The 17,832-nt window shown below is 38.5% G+C and carries 16 protein-coding genes; 5 read left to right on the forward strand and 11 right to left on the reverse strand.

Annotation, left to right across the window (positions count from 1 at the left end; translation table 11 throughout):
• The 5 genes from ACOMC3_RS10120 (at position 1) to ACOMC3_RS10140 (ending at position 3,794) form a co-directional block, all read left to right on the forward strand.
• Positions 1 to 1,095 carry a serine hydrolase domain-containing protein gene (locus tag ACOMC3_RS10120; RefSeq protein WP_420315766.1) on the forward strand — a complete coding sequence of 365 codons (1,095 nt, stop codon included), beginning with the start codon at positions 1 to 3 and terminating at the stop codon, positions 1,093 to 1,095.
• A gap of 74 nt (positions 1,096 to 1,169) precedes the next feature.
• Entirely contained in the window at positions 1,170 to 1,862 is a 693-nt protein-coding gene (locus ACOMC3_RS10125) for a CoA transferase subunit A (RefSeq protein ID WP_420315767.1), read from the forward strand.
• Positions 1,863 to 1,890: 28 nt separating this feature from the next.
• The gene (locus tag ACOMC3_RS10130) at positions 1,891 to 2,280 is read left to right on the forward strand and encodes a four helix bundle protein (RefSeq protein ID WP_420315768.1); all 390 of its coding nucleotides are present in this window, start codon (positions 1,891 to 1,893) and stop codon (positions 2,278 to 2,280) included.
• A gap of 7 nt (positions 2,281 to 2,287) precedes the next feature.
• A complete protein-coding gene (locus tag ACOMC3_RS10135) occupies positions 2,288 to 2,941 on the forward strand; it encodes a 3-oxoacid CoA-transferase subunit B (protein ID WP_420315769.1) in 654 nt (217 codons plus the stop codon).
• Positions 2,942 to 2,972: 31 nt separating this feature from the next.
• Entirely contained in the window at positions 2,973 to 3,794 is an 822-nt protein-coding gene (locus ACOMC3_RS10140; RefSeq protein ID WP_420315770.1) for a S1 RNA-binding domain-containing protein, read from the forward strand.
• A gap of 46 nt (positions 3,795 to 3,840) precedes the next feature.
• Here the strand turns inward: ACOMC3_RS10140 and ACOMC3_RS10145 are convergent, their stop codons facing one another.
• The 11 genes from ACOMC3_RS10145 to ACOMC3_RS10195 form a co-directional block, all read right to left on the reverse strand.
• The gene (locus ACOMC3_RS10145) at positions 3,841 to 4,329 is read right to left on the reverse strand and encodes a hypothetical protein (protein ID WP_420315771.1); all 489 of its coding nucleotides are present in this window, start codon (positions 4,327 to 4,329) and stop codon (positions 3,841 to 3,843) included.
• A 137-nt stretch (positions 4,330 to 4,466) separates the two neighbouring features.
• Positions 4,467 to 4,814, reverse strand: coding sequence for a hypothetical protein (locus ACOMC3_RS10150; protein WP_420315772.1), 348 nt, complete (start codon positions 4,812 to 4,814; stop codon positions 4,467 to 4,469).
• Between the two features lie 48 nt (positions 4,815 to 4,862).
• Complete coding sequence (locus ACOMC3_RS10155) at positions 4,863 to 5,792, reverse strand: mechanosensitive ion channel family protein (RefSeq protein WP_420315773.1); 930 nt, start codon at positions 5,790 to 5,792, stop codon at positions 4,863 to 4,865.
• A 302-nt stretch (positions 5,793 to 6,094) separates the two neighbouring features.
• Positions 6,095 to 6,307 (reverse strand): response regulator transcription factor, encoded by a 213-nt coding sequence (locus ACOMC3_RS10160; RefSeq protein ID WP_420315774.1) that lies wholly within the window; start codon positions 6,305 to 6,307, stop codon positions 6,095 to 6,097.
• A gap of 97 nt (positions 6,308 to 6,404) precedes the next feature.
• Positions 6,405 to 7,982 carry a 7TM diverse intracellular signaling domain-containing protein gene (locus ACOMC3_RS10165; protein ID WP_420315775.1) on the reverse strand — a complete coding sequence of 526 codons (1,578 nt, stop codon included), beginning with the start codon at positions 7,980 to 7,982 and terminating at the stop codon, positions 6,405 to 6,407.
• A 116-nt stretch (positions 7,983 to 8,098) separates the two neighbouring features.
• The gene (locus ACOMC3_RS10170; RefSeq protein ID WP_420315776.1) at positions 8,099 to 9,199 is read right to left on the reverse strand and encodes an outer membrane beta-barrel protein; all 1,101 of its coding nucleotides are present in this window, start codon (positions 9,197 to 9,199) and stop codon (positions 8,099 to 8,101) included.
• A gap of 206 nt (positions 9,200 to 9,405) precedes the next feature.
• Complete coding sequence (locus ACOMC3_RS10175; protein ID WP_420315777.1) at positions 9,406 to 12,501, reverse strand: ligand-binding sensor domain-containing protein; 3,096 nt, start codon at positions 12,499 to 12,501, stop codon at positions 9,406 to 9,408.
• A complete protein-coding gene (locus ACOMC3_RS10180) occupies positions 12,491 to 13,468 on the reverse strand; it encodes a hypothetical protein (protein WP_420315778.1) in 978 nt (325 codons plus the stop codon). Before ACOMC3_RS10180 ends, ACOMC3_RS10175 begins: the two co-directional genes overlap by 11 nt.
• 1 nt (position 13,469) lies before the next feature.
• Positions 13,470 to 14,735, reverse strand: coding sequence for a PKD domain-containing protein (locus tag ACOMC3_RS10185; protein ID WP_420315779.1), 1,266 nt, complete (start codon positions 14,733 to 14,735; stop codon positions 13,470 to 13,472).
• The gene (locus ACOMC3_RS10190) at positions 14,716 to 16,869 is read right to left on the reverse strand and encodes an OmpA family protein (RefSeq protein WP_420315780.1); all 2,154 of its coding nucleotides are present in this window, start codon (positions 16,867 to 16,869) and stop codon (positions 14,716 to 14,718) included. Before ACOMC3_RS10190 ends, ACOMC3_RS10185 begins: the two co-directional genes overlap by 20 nt.
• Positions 16,866 to 17,783, reverse strand: coding sequence for a type IX secretion system membrane protein PorP/SprF (locus ACOMC3_RS10195; RefSeq protein ID WP_420315781.1), 918 nt, complete (start codon positions 17,781 to 17,783; stop codon positions 16,866 to 16,868). Before ACOMC3_RS10195 ends, ACOMC3_RS10190 begins: the two co-directional genes overlap by 4 nt.
• Positions 17,784 to 17,832: the final 49 nt, after the last annotated feature.

Below are 17,832 nucleotides of genomic sequence, written 5' to 3' on the forward strand. Positions count from 1 at the left end.
ATGAGAATCATGTTGATGAGACCGATGCTGATTTTTTCATTGGCAGTATTCCTTGTCCCAAAACTAGGTTACGGCCAAAAAGATTATTCAACGGCAATTGAGAATTCTCAGAAGCAGATCCAGAGCATTCTTGATGAATATCCAGGAGTTTCCGTTGCAGTAGGGGTTGGTGATGAAATCATATGGAATCAAGGATTTGGCTATGCCAATGCAAATACAGAAGAACAGGTGACTCCTGATCATCGATTTCTTTATTATAGTCTTTCAAAATCTATACTCGGGATGGCACTGTATGATCTTATGCTAAAGGGTTTAATAGACCTTGATAAACCAATCACCTTTTACGATGACACGCTTCCTGATCAATATGATCAAGTCAACGTTCGAAACTTACTGAACCATTCAGCTGGCATCAGGCATTACAATAAAGGTGAGTGGATGAAGCTAAGCACTCAGAACTGTGGGTCTCCTTCAGAGGCTATTCAAACATTTATCAATGATCCACTTGAATCAAAACCGGGCACAGAAGTTAAATACAGTTCATTTGGTTATGTACTGCTATCGCACCTCATTGTCAAAGTGACACATACTCCATTTGATGATTTCTTTCATCAAAACGTTTTTGAGCCGATTGGATTATCCAGTATTGAAAGAGTACAAGGGTCTGATTTGGCATCAAATCAGGCAGTCCGATATGACAAATGGAATAGGAAGAAATTATCCGGTAAAGAAACCACAGTTGACAATAGCTGCAAGTTTGGAGGCGGTGGATTTATTGGTACTGCAGAAGATCTTGCTTTGCTTCACATGACTCGGTTGAAAAAAGAAAAATCCAATCCAAACTCCTTCCTATATAAAACGCTTAATCCTGACTTAAGAACATATGCATTTGGTTTAGGAGTGAATAAAACTGAAACATCCGGATACACCTATTATGTGCATACTGGTAGCGGTAAAGGTGGTAGTAGTGTCCTATTAATCTATCCAGCGTTTGATTTAACAATAGTATTACTCGGAAATATTAAAGGCGATGGGATCACCGAAATAATCGGAAGCATTGGCAATGGCTTCATTGCAGATATTCTGGAGAAGTGATCATTCCAGCACAAACTACCCGGCAGACCCACGTCTTCCTTTTTTAATTCCAATTAGCTTTCTAACTTCAAACCATGATTGACAAAGTAGTAGCCAATGCGGATGAAGCCATCCGTGGAATTAAAGATGATATGACTTTGATGCTGGGCGGCTTTGGGCTGTGCGGTATCCCGGAAAATTCTATTGCTGCCCTTGTTCGGGCAAATATTAAAGGCTTAACCTGCATCTCTAATAATGCAGGAGTTGATGATTTTGGTTTAGGATTATTGCTTCAGAAAAAGCAAATCAAAAAGATGATTTCATCCTACGTTGGTGAGAATGCAGAATTTGAGCGACAGATGCTTAGCGGTGAACTTGAAGTGGATTTAATTCCTCAAGGATCACTGGCTGAACGTTGTAGAGCTGGTGGCGCAGGCATTCCAGCATTCTTTACTCCGGCTGGATATGGCACTGAAGTAGCAGAAGGAAAAGAAGTTCGGGAGTTTAATGGAAAGCCTCACATCTTGGAATCGGCGCTAACGGCGGATTTCGCCATTGTTAAAGCATGGAAAGGCGATCGAGCAGGGAATCTTGTTTTTAAAGGCACGGCGCGTAATTTCAATCCTCCAATGGCCATGGCGGGAACAGTCACCATCGCCGAGGTAGAGGAATTGGTGGAGCCCGGAGAACTTGATCCAAACTTCATTCACACTCCAGGAATTTTTGTACAAAGGATCTTCCAGGGAGAGAAATATGAAAAACGTATAGAACAGAGAACTACTCGATGAGTGGATTTGAAAATGAAAAGATTTGAAGATGAGAAATGACAAGGAAAATCTAATAGTTGATTTGAGTTTTGATTTTGCTTTAAAAATCATCGAATATGCAGAACTATTAGAAAGCAAAAAAAAGTTTGTTATTGCTAATCAAATTCTAAAGTCCGGAACTTCCATTGGAGCAAATGTTCACGAGGCTCAAAATGCGGAGAGCAAAGCAGACTTTATTCATAAGTTAAAAATTGCAGCTAAAGAGGCAGATGAAACTCAATACTGGTTAAAATTATGCGAAATAGCTAAAACATATCCTTCTCCAGGTACAATCAATGAGGATCTTCTTTCTGTAATCCGTGTGTTGTCAAAAATAATAGGGTCGTCAAAACGTGGCGCAAAATCATCAAATCATCAAATTGTAAAATCTTCAAATTGAAAAAGATATGCTTGATAAAAACGGAATAGCTAAAAGGATCGCTCAAGAATTGCAAGATCGTTGGTATGTGAATTTAGGTATTGGCATCCCTACTTTGGTGGCCAACTATATACCTGAGGGAATTGATGTCGAATTTCAATCGGAGAATGGATTGCTTGGCATGGGCCCCTTCCCTACGGAAGATCAAGTGGATGCTGATCTCATTAATGCTGGAAAACAAACGGTAACTACTCTTCCGGGTGCATCTATCTTTGATTCTTCTACCTCATTTGCGATGATAAGAGGCCAGCATGTTCAGCTAACTGTGCTTGGTGCCATGGAGGTGGCCGACAATGGAGACATTGCTAATTGGAAAATTCCAGGAAAGATGGTGAAAGGAATGGGTGGCGCCATGGATCTGGTAGCTTCAGCTGAAAATATCATTGTCGCTATGATGCATACCAATCGTGCTGGTGAATCCAAACTCCTGAGCAAATGCACCTTGCCAATTACAGGCGTACAATGTGTGAAAAAGATTGTCACTAATCTGGCTGTTTTGGATGTAACTCCTGAAGGTTTTAAACTGATTGAACGTGCGCCAGGTATATCAGTGGAAGAAATCAAGCATGCAACAGAAGGAAGGCTGGTTGTAGATGGTGACATTCCTGAAATGAAAATTTAGCAAGGAAAAAATGTGATCTACCTTTGTGCCAATGAATATTGGCGAATACCATACCTTAAAGGTAGATCGAATCACAGACCCGGGAGCTTACCTGACCGATGATGAAGATGATGTGCTCCTTCCCACCAAATACATCCCCAACGGAACTAAAGTTGGCGATCAATTAAGAGTCTTTGTTTACAGAGACTCAGAAGATCGGATTATTTGCACCACGCAAAAGCCTTATTCAGAGGTCAATCAATTTGCTTACCTAAAGGTGACAGACACAAGCAATGTAGGTGCTTTTTTGGATTGGGGAATCGATAAGGATTTATTGGTGCCTTTTCGTGAGCAGAAGGGTAAATTGAATAGAGGACAGTGGTGTCTTGTGTATGTTTTTCTTGATGAAAAAACAGACCGAATTGCTGCTACAGCGAAGATTGCTAAATACTATGACGATGATATTCAATTGGAAGCTGGTGAAGAAGTTGATTTACTCATAGCAAACACCACTGACCTGGGATTAAACGTGGTAGTCAACAATCGGCATAAGGGATTGATTTTTGAGAGTGAGCTATTCCATGACGTGCTCGAAGGTGACCGTGTCAAAGGGTTTGTGAAGAATGTACGAGAAGATGGTAAAATTGATATCAGCCTTAGAAAAGAAGGAATTGAAAATCTGGAAGCTGGCGCTCAACAAATACTGTATGAATTAAAAAAGAACGAAGGTTTTTTATCACTTCATGACAAAAGTGATCCCGATGAAATTCAATCGCAACTTCAAATGAGTAAGAAAAACTTTAAACGTTCTGTAGGCATTCTCTATAAAAAGAAATTGATTAAGCTGGAGAAGAGCGGTATTTCACTCCAATAAAAAAGCCTCACAAATGGTGAGGCTTTAATATCTTAATGCAAAAAGGCTATTGTTCTGTTTCCTCGTCTTCCTCTGTAGCAGCACTCTCCTCTTTCAAAGCATCATAAACTGCTTTATACTGAGTCTTAATATTTGCGTCTGCTTTAAGAGCCTTCTTTAACTTATTGTATAAGCCAGCTCCAATGTCTTCTTTGATCTTTCCGATATAAACTTCTTTGAAAGAAGCGGTCATTGAATCGTAATTCACTTGAATGGTTTCAAAAGCTGTAAGTTCTTCAGTGGTCACTTCAATTTCCTGAAGTTTTACAGAGTCACCTTTTGCAGATTTAATTTCTACAAATCTTGCTGCAGCCAATGCCTCATCATTATTGATCCAGTCATTGTAAACTCCAGTCATTCGCTCTTTCTCCATTTCAGCCCATAGCATAACAGTTGCATATTTCGTGTAATCTTCTTCACTAAATTCAACTTCATCCTGAGCAGAAATCGTCCCGATTCCTACTACTAAAAACATCAAGAACAATATTTTCTTCATTTCAATTTTAGGGTTAATTATTTACCAAGGCGCAAGTATATAGAAGAAGAATTTATCATTTACACCACTCAAAAGATCATTTTACACAAAATGAAAAAGCCGACATTTTGTGTCGGCTTCCTTTAATAGATAAATTTTTATTTCTTCAGCTTATCAAAGAGGTAAGAGAAACCATCTCGTATTCCTACATATGCAGTTTCTGTTTCTTCTTTAATGCTGTCAACTTTTTGAGACACATCCCCTTTCACTTCGTTCCACTTATCCTCACTCGTATCTTTTATTTTTTCATACTGCTCCTTGAAAGCATCCTTTTTTGTCTTCAGTGTTTCAATCTGATTTTCAAATTTTTCTTTGGTAGAACTTTCCACCTCTGAAGCTTTTCCCTTGAGTGAATTGATTTTTTCCTCTAGTTTATCTGCGAAAGCCTTGATGCTCTCTTCATATTTATTCTTATGATCAATTTCTGCTTCTTTTAATATTTTCATTTCTTCCATAATTCTATTCTTTTAACGTTTATATCAATCCAACACTTATTAGGCGCTTTGGGTTTGTTTCTTTTGGCCGTTTTTCGAACTCATTTGTACTTTCATATCAGAGAGTGCCTCACCACCCTTAATTCCAAAATCTAATGTGCGTATTGGGAAAGGAATTGTAATGTTGTTTTCATCATACGCTTTTTTAACCGCCATTATAGCTTCACTCCTAGCCTCTAAAAACCCAGGCTGATCAGGATATTTGATCCAAAACTGAAGCACATAATTAATGGAGCTATCTCCGAAGCTTGTATAAAATAACTTTACGTCTTTTCCCTCCATCAGGTAGGGTAGCTCCTCAACCGCTTTTAAAGCAACATCTTTAGCTTTCTCTAAGTCATCACCATAGGAAACTCCACATTCCAAGTCTATTCTTCGTTCGTTGGTCTTGGTGTAGTTGGTCAATGGGTTCTGAAAAACTTCCTTATTAGGAATGATTACATGAAGTCCCTGAAAGGTTTTTAAAACGGTAACGCGCAAATTGATTTCATCAACTGTTCCCATATAGTCTTGGATCTTAATGATATCACCCACTTCAATAGGTTTTCTTATCGCAATCAAAACTCCTGAAATGAAATTTGCCGAAATGTCTTGAAATGCAAAACCTAGTGCCAAACCAATGATACCAGCACCTGCTAAAAGTGAGGAAACCGTTTGTTTTAGATGTAAGACATTTAAAGCCACCATCAAACCAATGCCTAATACTGCTATATAAACAATGGTAGTGAATAGATTTCTGATTGCTGGCTTGTCATAAAATCTTTTGAATAGTTTACTAGCTACCGCCCTGACTCCTTTGGCCGCAAGTATGAAAGTCACCATTACAATCACTGCAACAGCGAAATTGGGAAGCATTGCTGTTAAAGACTCCAGCCACCCTTGAAGTTTGTCATTTAATATGTTTAAAGCTTTAGAAAGTCCAAAATCCATGTTATAAGTGTATTTGTTTCACCTATTTTCATGAAATTATCATTCCAGATTCTTATAAAATAGCATTAAACACCTGATTATCTGTCATTTAATGACTTAAGCAGTTGGTTAATAAAACAGGAATATTCTCAATTTGAGAATAAGTCTACCTAAACAAGAAACCCCGGTGAATCACCGGGGTGGCCTTAGCTCGCCACTTTTGGCAAGCTTCCTTAGTTGAGTGAAATATTACTACTACTATTACTCTATAAACTAAAGGTCGATCTATTACGGCATTAATTCAATACCTATCAATGGGTATTTTATGCCACTTGCATGAGTACTCGGGCCCAATCTGCCTGATTACGTATTTGGAGTTTCATGCGTATATTTTTTCGGTATCCGTCGTATGTGTGGATACTCATTGCCATCTTATCCGCAATTTCACTTCTGGACAAACCCTGACTTAACCATCTGATAAGTTGAATTTCACGATTGGTTAGCTGGTCCTCAATTTTTCTCTTGGATACTTTCATGATGCGGATAGTTGATTGATACCCCTAATTAAGTGCCCTTAATTCGGTTGTAGCAACTTTTTGTCGTGAGTTGCAGATTAGCTGACGCGAAATGCAGCTATTTAGCGAGTCGCTCTTCTAATTGAGACCTATATGTTCTCGAGAGCTTTAGTTCCTCACCATCCTTCAGCAGTAAGTAGCTGCCATAAATTGTTTTTACATATTCCAGATTAACGATCGTGGATCTGTGAATCTGAACAAACTGCGGTGGTAGCACATCCAATATCGAACTTAGTTTATTACGATCAATTTCTGGTCTTGCTTTGTCATTGAGATGAAACTCGATGTAATGATCATCGGATTGGATGTATCTAATTTTATGTGGATCTACTACTGCCTTGCTCTTCAGAATTACGTAAGAAGGATCACCTTCAGTAGACTTTACCTCAAGTTGAGATACTAAATCCTTCAACTTAATATTTGATAATTCAAGGTTATCTTTCTCTTTAATCACTTTTACCAACAGAACGATCATTGCGTAAGACAAAACGGCCACTTCAAAGAAGAATCCGGCAAAAAGAGGATCTCCTGGTACCAGGGATGAGTCGATTGCACCATACTCCATTAATATTTGACTCAGAACACCTAAGAAGAAGAGAGAGTATCCTGCAATGAATATTTGCGCCCTAAACGAATCAATTTTTAAGTAATTAATGGCACTGCTGTAGGCAAATATGATAATGCTCAGGACTACCGCATATCTCATCGAGATTAACACTGGTCCAGCGGAAACTATAAAATCTGGCGCAAAGGCCCATACGATTGAACTAACTACAAAAAGAACTAACCAACCATTCATCAGTCTATTAAAGCGAGGCATAGTTTCTTGAGTAGAGAAATAATGCTGGATGTACAAGATCAAAAAGATCATTGCTAGTTGTGTAGTAAATGGAAAGAAGTGGGTATTGAGATCTGAATAATCAGATGTAATGAACTGATAACCATATCCAAGTTTTGCAAAACATCTCAGACCAAAGGTTAATACATACAAGGAATACCAAATAAAGATTGACATTTTCAATCTAACCCCAACAATCATAGAAAGCAGGATTACAAGAGCTAAAGAACCGAAGCAAAAACCATAGAAAATAGCTTCTCCATTGTACATCTGCCAGAATGATGAGTCAGCGTATAGATTTAGAGGAAATCGAGCGGCTGATAATCGTTTGTCAATATTCAAAAGGTATTTACCAGAGGAGTCAGTTGGAATGGAAATCTGAAAAACGAAATTCCGATACTGAATAGGTCTTTGTACAAATGGGAAGCGGTCACCTGTTTCGTCAAGTAAAACTATGGAGTCTCCGGTAATTTGATAAAGTTGTAGGTAATCTAATTGAGGGTAATCGACTTCCAAGTATAGAAGTTCTTCATCACTAATATTCTTAATCTCAAAAAGTGCCCAAAAAGCTGAGGATGTAATACCTGGATTAATTTTCTCACTTATTTGCTGAAGTTGCCCAGTCTGAATTTGTTCCCATGCCTCAGATCCATCTATGGTGTCTTTGGATAAATATACTTGCGTATGATGGTTTATTCGCTCCTGTTTACCTCCTTGAAACAAGATTACCTGCTGTGCAGCAAGTCCTTGGAGAAATAGTAAAACAATTACTGGTTGAAAAATTAGCTGTTTTATCACTCTTTACTCAACATCACCACTAATTCAGCCAATATAACACTCAATCGGGTAAGCGCGGTGATGTTTACAATTAATTAATATACAATTTCAGCTAATGTGGATTGGACAGTCCTTATCTACTTGAGCCTTTTGTTAAAATAAAAACCCATATTTATTATAAACTCTGCGCGTATATTCGAAGCATTACCGCCTTTATTAAATATTTCTAAGTCTTCATCAGCCCATGTCCATCTCAACTCTGATCGAAGATAAGATTGCTTAGTAGGTGCATATTCAAATCCAAGCGTAAAAGCAGTCGCTTTTAAACCTTGGTTAACACCATTCTTATTTACAAGCACATCAGATATAAATCCATCCGCATCATTGAAATACTCCAATCTGCCAGTTGTGCTATAATAATTGTTCAATCGATATTTTGCGATTACCAGCGCATTATACATGACTGCTGTTTTAGTCGGATCCTCCAAATCTGAATTGGTTTGTGTGCTTAAATCTCCTCCAACAAGAACTGACACCTCTTGTTTTGGATCCCAGGTTAAATAAATGTTATTGTAGAATCTAATTTGGGTAGTTGCTCCCTCTGGAGATTCTCTTCCATAAAGATTTGTATAAGAGAAAGAAATTTCTTCATTCAATAAATAATTGAAGAGAATCCCAATTGATTTTGCATCATTATTATCCAGGAAAAGACTATAGCCACTTACCAGATGAAATTGCACCTTAAATTTTTCAGATTTTTCATAAGACAACCTGGCCCCACTTTGATAGAATGGCTCATTGAAGGTTCCGATATCTGTAGAACTTAACCAATTGTTCTTGGGCAAGAAGCTTTCCGCTCCGATATGTGTTGTGAAAAATCCACCATCTAACCAAAGGCCTTCTGTTACTTCCAACCCAACCCATGCCTCTTGAATGGTTCTAAACCTTTCTGACCATGTTGCTTCAGCTATATCACCATATTGAATTACGAAAGTTCCTCTAACCTCTCCTGTATTGTATGTTGCTCCTATTTCAGCGATATTAAGTCCGAATTGATTGTCTCTTGGAGCGACAGTCACATAAGGCTGCAGTTCATCAGGTCCTAACTTATTGCTATAGGACGCGTAGTAGGTATCAATGTAACCGGTCAGCTCAATTTTAGTAGAGTCATTTTGAGCTACCGCATGATTAAAAAGTAATAAACAGACTGCCGCAGAAACAATTGTTAATATTTTCATGTAGATGTTGGCTACCATCGTCACAAATCCAGCAAATTATGACAACAGTTGGTGACTAAATACTATCTGTAAAATACTAAAACAATGGAATATTTGACGTCATTTTTGTCATTACCAGAACTCTATAGGAAGTGAATTTGCAATCTCACATTTCGGACATAATTTCAGTCCATTCCAGTCGAAATTGAAAGATAGTTGCTGGGCTATTAGGTGACCATTTCATTAACACCAACATTCTTTAGGTATATTATCACCCTAGTTCCCTCACCTACTTTACTTTCAATGGCGATTTTACCGCCCATACTTTCCACCTGATTTTTGGATAAAAACATACCTATTCCATCTCCTTGCTCAATGGAAGTATGAAAACGAGCGCCTAACGTAAAGACTTTATCTTGAAATTTATTGAGATTAATTCCTATTCCGTAATCTTCTACACTTATCATGATTTCATCGTCCATCTCTTTGACATCAATCTGTATCTTATTTTGTTCATTTGTAATTCCATACAAAAGAGCATTGGAGACAAGATTGCCGAGCGCACTATCTAAATAAGTTGGAACAGCATCTACATATAAATCATTTGGAACTTCTAATTGTACCTCTGCTTTTTGTTTTGCTATGAGCTCTCTATGTTCGGAAAGTACTCGTTCAATGGATGTTGAAACATTGCATGCTTCACTAGTCAATCGTTCGCGATCATTTTCGAAGTTTAATAGATCATTGATATTTCGAATAGTGCCGTTTAGCCGATCTGAAGACTTGCGCAACATCTGTATGAAGTCTTTATTGTCAGGTTCCAATTCAATGGCCGTTATTAAGCCCATAATGTTTGAAGCGGAGGATCGGGTATGGTGAGAGGTGATAAAAGAAAATTCTTTTAATCTTTTGTTTTGACTTTCAGCAATTGAAATCAAGCGTTGCTTTTCCTTTAGTCTCTTATTTAATCTATCGGTTCGCCATTTTATAAATCCATAGATAAGACTCGCACCGGCTAAAACAAATAACAAAATGGCCCACCATGTATTCCACCACGGTGGTCTTATCTCAAAAGTGATGCTACTAATATTATCTCCCCAGTGATTGGGGTTATCTGATTGCCTCACATTGAAGGTATATTCCCCGGGACTTAAATTATTGAAAGGAACCTCAGTATTGGACATGGCTGGTGACCACTCGTCATAGTGACCAATTAGCTGATACTGATATAAGTTGGCCTCCGGATTTCGTAAATTAATTGCTATAAATTCAAAAGTCAGGTTGTTATAATTATGAGGAAATTCAAGATTGTTTGGTACACGACTGCCACTGATCGAATCTGAAGAATATCGATACAGATCAATGGTTTTATAATCTACTTTGATATCTGAAATAATCGGATCAATCATTTTTGACTCAAACATTTCTTCAGGCGTGCTTAAAAAAGTTACCCCATTTCTATTGCCTATCCATATATTGTGATCCTGATCAGTAAAAATCGAATTGTGTATAAATTCTGCTACAACTAATCCATCCTTTTTTTGAATGGTGGAGACTGCTTCCGTAAACTCATCTACCCTGCTTAATCCTGTTCTATGTGTAGCCCAAACATGGTTACTCTTATCGCTGATAACCGCTGAACAAAAATCATTCAACAACCCCTCTTTGGTTGAAAACCGAATGAATTCCTCACCATTATATTCATAAACGCCATCCCCATGAGTCCCTATCCATATATTTCCATATTCATCCTCTGAAATATCATTAACGTCGTGTGATGGAAATGCACCGTCTTTGGTCAGATAGATAATTTCTCCATCAGACCGCTCTACTGCCAGTCCTGCCCCATGAGAGGCAAACCATATATTATCTTCTTTGTCGAAGTGGATGTGATAGATTTCATTGTGATAAAATCCAGAACGGGTGGAATAAGTCTTTATTAAATTACCAAGGGTATCCAAAACAAATACTCCTTTTTGAGTCAGCGACAACCACAGATTGCCTTTTGGATCTTTAATGATCTGACGAGCCAGGAGCTTACCTCCTCCATAATCGAAATCAACTTTTTGAATGTTCTTCCATTCCGGATCAGCAGTGTAGATTCCTAAATCCTCTACGCAGTAATAGATCCGATCATTATCATCTACATAAATTGCCGTAATGTTATTTCCTTCACTTGTTTCATGTGTGATTAATTCAAAATTAAGACTGTCTACAACCCCGGAATAATACCCCCTAATTACTCCAACATCTGTTGCAAAGTAAAATTCATGCTGTGAATTACCACTGATGCTATTGATTGACCTGGCTCTGAACTCTTCAAAATTGTAGAATAACAGACCTTTTTTTGCTACTTGAACAAGTCCGTCCCCGATTGTCCCAACCCAAATACTTTCATCCTCATCCATGTTCATGGTGCTGATTAAATCCCCTGGAAAACCGTGCTTCTTATTGAGATAGGTAAACTGAATTGATTTAGCATTGTCTCTATTAAAATCTATTTTAACCAGTCCGTTGTACTTTGTTCCCACCCACAAATCCAGATTACTAGTTTCTTTCATTGCGCTAATCGATTCCTTTTCCAGGAAACCAACCTTCTCTATCTCACCAGAAATTCCACCTCCTTCTACAAATAGATCCAAATGATAGATCCCATAATCAGTGCCGATCCAAAATGAGTTATCAGCAGCCTTATTTGGCTCGATGGTTTGAGTGGCTATGAAATTAAGATCTTCTACACTACCAGCATATACCAATTTATTATCAGCATTAAACCTAAAAGCGAGGAGGCCTTCATTAGTACCAACCAGGATTAAGTCCTTATATACCCTTGCAAAATTGGTTTTCTTGTATTTTAATTCATTAGGTACAAGGAATTCAACGGTATCCTTCAATAACCGAATCAACCCCTTATTTTGAGTAACAGCAATAAGATTGTCTCGACTTTTAACAATATCAGTCACAGGGCTTTGCTCATACATTGCGTCATAGATAATCTCAAAATCTACTCCATTAAAACGCTTGATTTTCCCATTGAAATATCCAAAATAGATTTGATCATTCTCATCAGCAAAAGATGAGGTAGTGAAATTTTTCTTGGTGGAGTCATTGGCATCCATCAATTCGAACTTCAATCCATCAAAACGTGTAAGCCCATAATCGGTCCCGACCCATTTATAACCCTTAGGACCCTGAATAGTAGTGTACACATATGTACCATTTAAACCCGTTTCAGGATTAAAATGGCGAATGTCATATTTCTGAGGAGCTGCTCCTGTCAGAAAGAACGAAAATAGTGCTATGCCTAATGCTCTAATTTTCATCTTTCTGATAATATTTTAGGTTCACTACATACTTATACCTTGGCGGTCCTCCAATTGGAATACTGAAGAATGGAACAACTTCTTCATATTGGTTTCGCAGGTAGAAAACCATGTTATTATTAGGTTTACCTTGTTTAATTATCTGCAATTCGATGGTGGAATTTTGCTCCTCGGGAGTGATCTCATGCATTGAACTGGCCCATTTCAAATCTGCAGATTTTTTCACTTTATGTCGATTTTTTGCGGTTGAATAAATGACTATTTCACCGTCATAATCAAAGTCAAAGTTGTGCTGAGTGATTGATACTACATTTTTATCAATGAATGGATAAATGTGGCTGATTTCACCACTTGCTACTGGCAATCTAAATGAATATTCATAAGTAAATGCATTGGAGCCCTCAACCTCTTCATTGACATCAGGGTCAGCGCTCAAAAAGTATTGGTACAGATTTCCATCATCTCCTTGCAAGCCCTCCATAATCACTTTAAAAATTCTTCCATTCGGCAAATCCTGGTCTTGCTCCCCTTCAATTGGATTGAAAGGACCGAATGTAAACCACTGTCCGTCAAATTCCGGGTTATTTCTGAAAACCTTGGAAGCAAGTAGGTTCCCGCTTTTGAATTCACCCACAGGCTCCACTTTGCGCGCATCATTGTTAGTGTGAGCTCCATTACCACCGAATATGGAAATACGGTGTGTTGAATTCCAATCTCCTTTGATTTCATCTATCTCACCGCCAATATCCGGATCAAAAACCCTCAGGTATATAGGTTCTGTAAATTCGTTTGGAATCAAAAAGAAGAAGATCTGAACGTGATCATCATCTCCCCAGGATAAAGGGGCATCCCCTCCAAAGGTCACCAGATAATCAATGTTTTCTATTTCATTTGGGATGCGCTGTGCCTGCGAATGGAAAGCAGTAAATATGGAAAAAATGATGAGGTATGTTTTTATCGCTTTCATATTACTTCCTCATTTTTAATTTGAAATCTGCCCTTCGATTAAGGGATTCGTCTACATAATCACAATCAGAACCTGTCAGACAGCTATTAATTAGTGACCTGGAAGTTTTTGGACTACTCACTTTTATTCTCTCTGAAGCTATACCTTCATCAACCATGTATTGCTTGATTAATTCTGCTCGCTTGATTGAAAGTGCAACTCCTTTATTATAAGAGCCTCCTGATGTGGTATAAACGCCTATCTCAACGTCCATCATAGGCAGGCTTTGGAGTAATTCAACATTATCATCTAATGTCTTTTTAATTTTTCGAGATAGTTCGTTTTGATCCAATTCAAAGAACATCGCTTGCAGTTTGGAAGGACTTCCCTCAGCTTGCTGCATTGTTTTTTCACTTATAATCGTCTGGACAGCTTTAAGGTCTGCGCCATCGGGTACCGTGACATCCTTTGAATCATAAATAAGATTGCCTCGGTAAGTGATGATCCTATATGTCGTATTTCCGGTTAGCTCATCCTGCCCTTCCACTTCTTTGTATGTATCGCCCGTTTTCTTCATGAGAAAGTAGGCGGGCTTATCCTCTAAAAAACGTGATTCGATCTCTATTTGAGCAATCGCATCGGTAAGCATTCCGGCTGTAGGGTCAGCCAATTTAACCGTAACACTGTCGCTTGCACATAATATGACTTGATCAATTGATGATTCTAGTCTAACCAACAATGACCGATAATATGTGCCTGTTTTCGAATAGCTATAGCTCGGATTTTCATCACATGAGAAGTTTCCATCCCCAAAATCCCAATTGGTGTATTTGATTTGATAGGCTGAATCCGGATAATCCAAAGTAAACGACGCACTTTCTTCAATATCTGTTCGTACATCCTCTAATGGACCCATCGTCAACTCAAAAGAGCCTTTGATGACCACATCAATTTCAGCCTCTTCCTGAATAACTGCTTTGGTTATTGGGTCTTCCAGGCTGAGCCTGGCGATATAAAGACCCGGATTGCTGTAACAATGGTTGATATTAAGTCCTTCGAGGATTGTGCCATCACCCATATCCCATTTGAAAACAAATTCTTTTCCTTCAAAATCGTATGAGTCCGTAATATCAAGGTTCACACAATTATTTGATGCGATTTTGCTGATACAATCACCACTAAAATCCAAAAATCTGGATTTTGCATCCTCACACCCTACTTCCTGTCCGAAAGTATGTGACCACAAGGCACCACAAATTAGGGCTATCTTAATTCGGCTGTTCATCATTTGTGTAAAGTTTTCGCATTACTAATTCCAGCTCAGACCTACGATTGATGGCATGAAACCTTTCATCGCATTCAGTAGTATCATCGCAATGATTCAAGATACCCTGTTCGCCATAGCTATCCAATATCAATCTACTACCGGGAATATCATTTTCAATGAGATATCTCGCAATCTTTTGAGATCGCGTAAACGCCAGCTCATCATTGTATTTCATACTTCCCCTACTATCCGCATATGAATTGATTGAAAACGCAATCTTCTGATCTACCGTCATAATCTTCACCACTTTATCCAATTCCTCCTTGCCTTGTTCTGTCAGTTCGTTGCTGTCAAGCTCAAAATATATATTCTTAAGCGAGTACATTTCCTGCATATCCAGCCCCTTCTCTTCTACAGCCTGTTTGGCACGCTCCTCTACTGTCTGTCCATCGTCTGGAGGTGAATTAGATAGAAGAATTTTCTCGTCGGCATTTACGATGAATCGGCTATTTCCAATCTCCCTGTATTCATATACCCGCCCATTCACTTGTACCATCGCTTTTCTTCTGTTATATAACTCCTGCAACTCCACATCCGGGTCCAATCTTTCCGGTCTGGTAATTGGCTCTTTTTCTAGTATGATGGTTGAAGTCAGCGCCATACCGGCGAACAATTCGTTCGAAGGAATTACATCACTTTGTAAAACATAACCTTCCTTGTTGACCTCCAGCTTAATTTCTTCACCAGGTAGCGCCAAAAAATCCACCATTCCTGCTTCATCAGTAAAGCGAATATCTCGCACAACTTCACTCACAATGAATTTAACCTTAGCATTTCTTATGATTTCACCAGCAGAGGTAATCACTCGGCATTGTACACGCGACCATTTGGCCGTAAACCGATAGATGTCATCATCAAATCCACCGTTCTTACGATTAGATGTAAAGTAGCCTGTACGGCCAACTGAATCTGCTATGAAACCAAAATCTGCATAAGATGAATTGAAAGGATACCCCAAATTTTCGATCTGATCATGAGTTACTGCATTGATAGGTGCTCTGAATAAGTCCAGATCTCCAAGCCCTCCATGCCCATCGGAAGCGAAAACTAATTCATCATTATTGATGAAGTAAGGAAACATATCATCTCCAGATGAATTTATGAACTCTCCAAGATTTTCAGGTTCGCTCCATTCACCATCCTGAAGTCTTGATAGATAAAGATCTGTACCTCCATAACCAATAGGCATATTGGATGAGAAAACGAGCGTTTTACCGTCTTTAGAAATAGCTGGCTGACCAACAGAATAGTTTGGATCGTTGAATGGAAGGGGTCTTATATTAATCCAATCATCTTTTTTTGAATCATATTCTGCATAATAGAGCTCCAGATGACTCTCTGCTGAATTTTTATTGGGAATTCCTGCTCTCGTAAAAATGATTTTGTTGTCATTATAAAAAACCAAAGGTCCTTCGTGATATTCGGCATCTAATGCACTGTGAAAAATAGATGGTGCTTGCATTCGACCACTTTCTAGCTCTTCGGTATAGAAAACAGTCGTGTACTCCTCTGCACTCCACCCCATAACATTGGTAATGTCATTGCTGTGATGATCAGATAGAAAAACGATTCCAAACCCATAGTAGGCGGGACTGAACTCGGCATATTCTGTATTTATACTTAAGGGTGTTATTTCTACAGACGCAGAATCTTTATAATGTTTATGAAGGTTTGCGATCGAAGAAAGTTTCTTTGCGGCTATGAGATGGGATCCTTCAACCGACTTATACTTTTTTAACCAAACTTCCGCTTCTTCATACTTCTGATTTGCCATGAGTACCTGGGCAAAATCCAGCATGTTTTGGGTAGTGAGATTCTCATTATTCCTCAGACCAGTCCGAAACCAGTTTTCTGCAGTTTTGAACTGATCAATGTGATGATAGCTCTCGGCTATTTTTAATGCAAGCGCTGAGTTAGTTGTATCCTTTTTAAACGCTCTTTCATAAAAAACAGCTGCTTCTTCGAAACTACCATTTGTATATGAGCGATCGCCGCGTTCCTCCAATGGATCCAGATTATTCAATATCTTGATTGACTGGCCTTGAATCAACGGGCAAAATGAGAGCATGATCAATATGTATTGAAAGAACTTCATCTAAATCTCCTTGGATGATTTACACGTGGGTGTCTTCTACCCATTCGATAGTTTAACACAATTTCATGAGATCCGGAAGTGGACTGACCCAATTCAGAAGTCACCAACCCATAAGAATACCCGAATCGCAAATTGTCTGTAAACTGTATTTCGAATATAAAATCTATTGAATTCTTAACCCGATATGTCACTCCAAACCATATTATATCTCTGAAAAGAAAGCTCGTAGTAATGTCTATATCAGAAATACCATCGGTGTATCGTATTAGGAAACTTGGCTTGTATTTTACATCATGACTGATTGGAAAAATACCGCCTCCTGTAAGGTAATAGTGCCTCACTTGTCTGCTTAAATCTTGTTCACTCTGATTTAGTCTGTTATTCAATATAAAAGGGACTGAAAGGCCTGCATAGATCTTTGGCCCATTGTAGAATATGCCAGTGCCGAAGTTGGCCATAAAAGAATTAAAATCATTGTTAAGCACCGGATCATCAGGATCTATCAAATCATCTCTTGAAAGATCTACATTAAATAGTGATATTCCTCCTTGCAATCCCATTGAAAGATGATGCCTGCCTCTATCGAAATTCATTCTGTAGGCATAAACACCAAATAAATTGTTTAATGAAATGGCTCCAAATTGGTCATTGGACAAAATCATACCAGCGGAAGACTCGTTGTTGCCAGTAATTGCTCCATGAGCTGTGAATGTTTGAGTAGAAGGTGCACCAGGTATCCCACTCCACTGGTGCCGTGACATGGCTGTCAAGCTCCAGGATTCATGTGTCCCAGCATATGCAGGGTTTAGTACCAAGCCATTAAACATGTATTGTGTCATCACAAATTGCTGCTGACCATTTAAATGTCCAGCTACAAAGAATATCAATATAGCGATTAGAAATTTGCGAGACATTATCAACACATTATACAACTCCCCTTATTTAGGTGCATTTCCTTATCAT

The sequence above is a fragment of the Ekhidna sp. genome (assembly GCF_965212185.1).
Classification (GTDB): Bacteria; Bacteroidota; Bacteroidia; order Cytophagales; family Cyclobacteriaceae; genus Ekhidna.

Coding starts and splice junctions, on each gene's coding strand:
- ACOMC3_RS10120 (WP_420315766.1), top strand. CDS start 1: ATGAGAATCATGTTGATGAGACCGATGCTGATTTTTTCATTGGCAGTA.
- ACOMC3_RS10125 (WP_420315767.1), top strand. CDS start 1,170: ATGATTGACAAAGTAGTAGCCAATGCGGATGAAGCCATCCGTGGAATT.
- ACOMC3_RS10130 (WP_420315768.1), top strand. CDS start 1,891: ATGAGAAATGACAAGGAAAATCTAATAGTTGATTTGAGTTTTGATTTT.
- ACOMC3_RS10135 (WP_420315769.1), top strand. CDS start 2,288: ATGCTTGATAAAAACGGAATAGCTAAAAGGATCGCTCAAGAATTGCAA.
- ACOMC3_RS10140 (WP_420315770.1), top strand. CDS start 2,973: ATGAATATTGGCGAATACCATACCTTAAAGGTAGATCGAATCACAGAC.
- ACOMC3_RS10145 (WP_420315771.1), bottom strand. CDS start 4,329: ATGAAGAAAATATTGTTCTTGATGTTTTTAGTAGTAGGAATCGGGACG.
- ACOMC3_RS10150 (WP_420315772.1), bottom strand. CDS start 4,814: ATGAAAATATTAAAAGAAGCAGAAATTGATCATAAGAATAAATATGAA.
- ACOMC3_RS10155 (WP_420315773.1), bottom strand. CDS start 5,792: ATGGATTTTGGACTTTCTAAAGCTTTAAACATATTAAATGACAAACTT.
- ACOMC3_RS10160 (WP_420315774.1), bottom strand. CDS start 6,307: ATGAAAGTATCCAAGAGAAAAATTGAGGACCAGCTAACCAATCGTGAA.
- ACOMC3_RS10170 (WP_420315776.1), bottom strand. CDS start 9,199: ATGAAAATATTAACAATTGTTTCTGCGGCAGTCTGTTTATTACTTTTT.
- ACOMC3_RS10175 (WP_420315777.1), bottom strand. CDS start 12,501: ATGAAAATTAGAGCATTAGGCATAGCACTATTTTCGTTCTTTCTGACA.
- ACOMC3_RS10180 (WP_420315778.1), bottom strand. CDS start 13,468: ATGAAAGCGATAAAAACATACCTCATCATTTTTTCCATATTTACTGCT.
- ACOMC3_RS10185 (WP_420315779.1), bottom strand. CDS start 14,735: ATGATGAACAGCCGAATTAAGATAGCCCTAATTTGTGGTGCCTTGTGG.
- ACOMC3_RS10190 (WP_420315780.1), bottom strand. CDS start 16,869: ATGAAGTTCTTTCAATACATATTGATCATGCTCTCATTTTGCCCGTTG.
- ACOMC3_RS10195 (WP_420315781.1), bottom strand. CDS start 17,783: ATGTCTCGCAAATTTCTAATCGCTATATTGATATTCTTTGTAGCTGGA.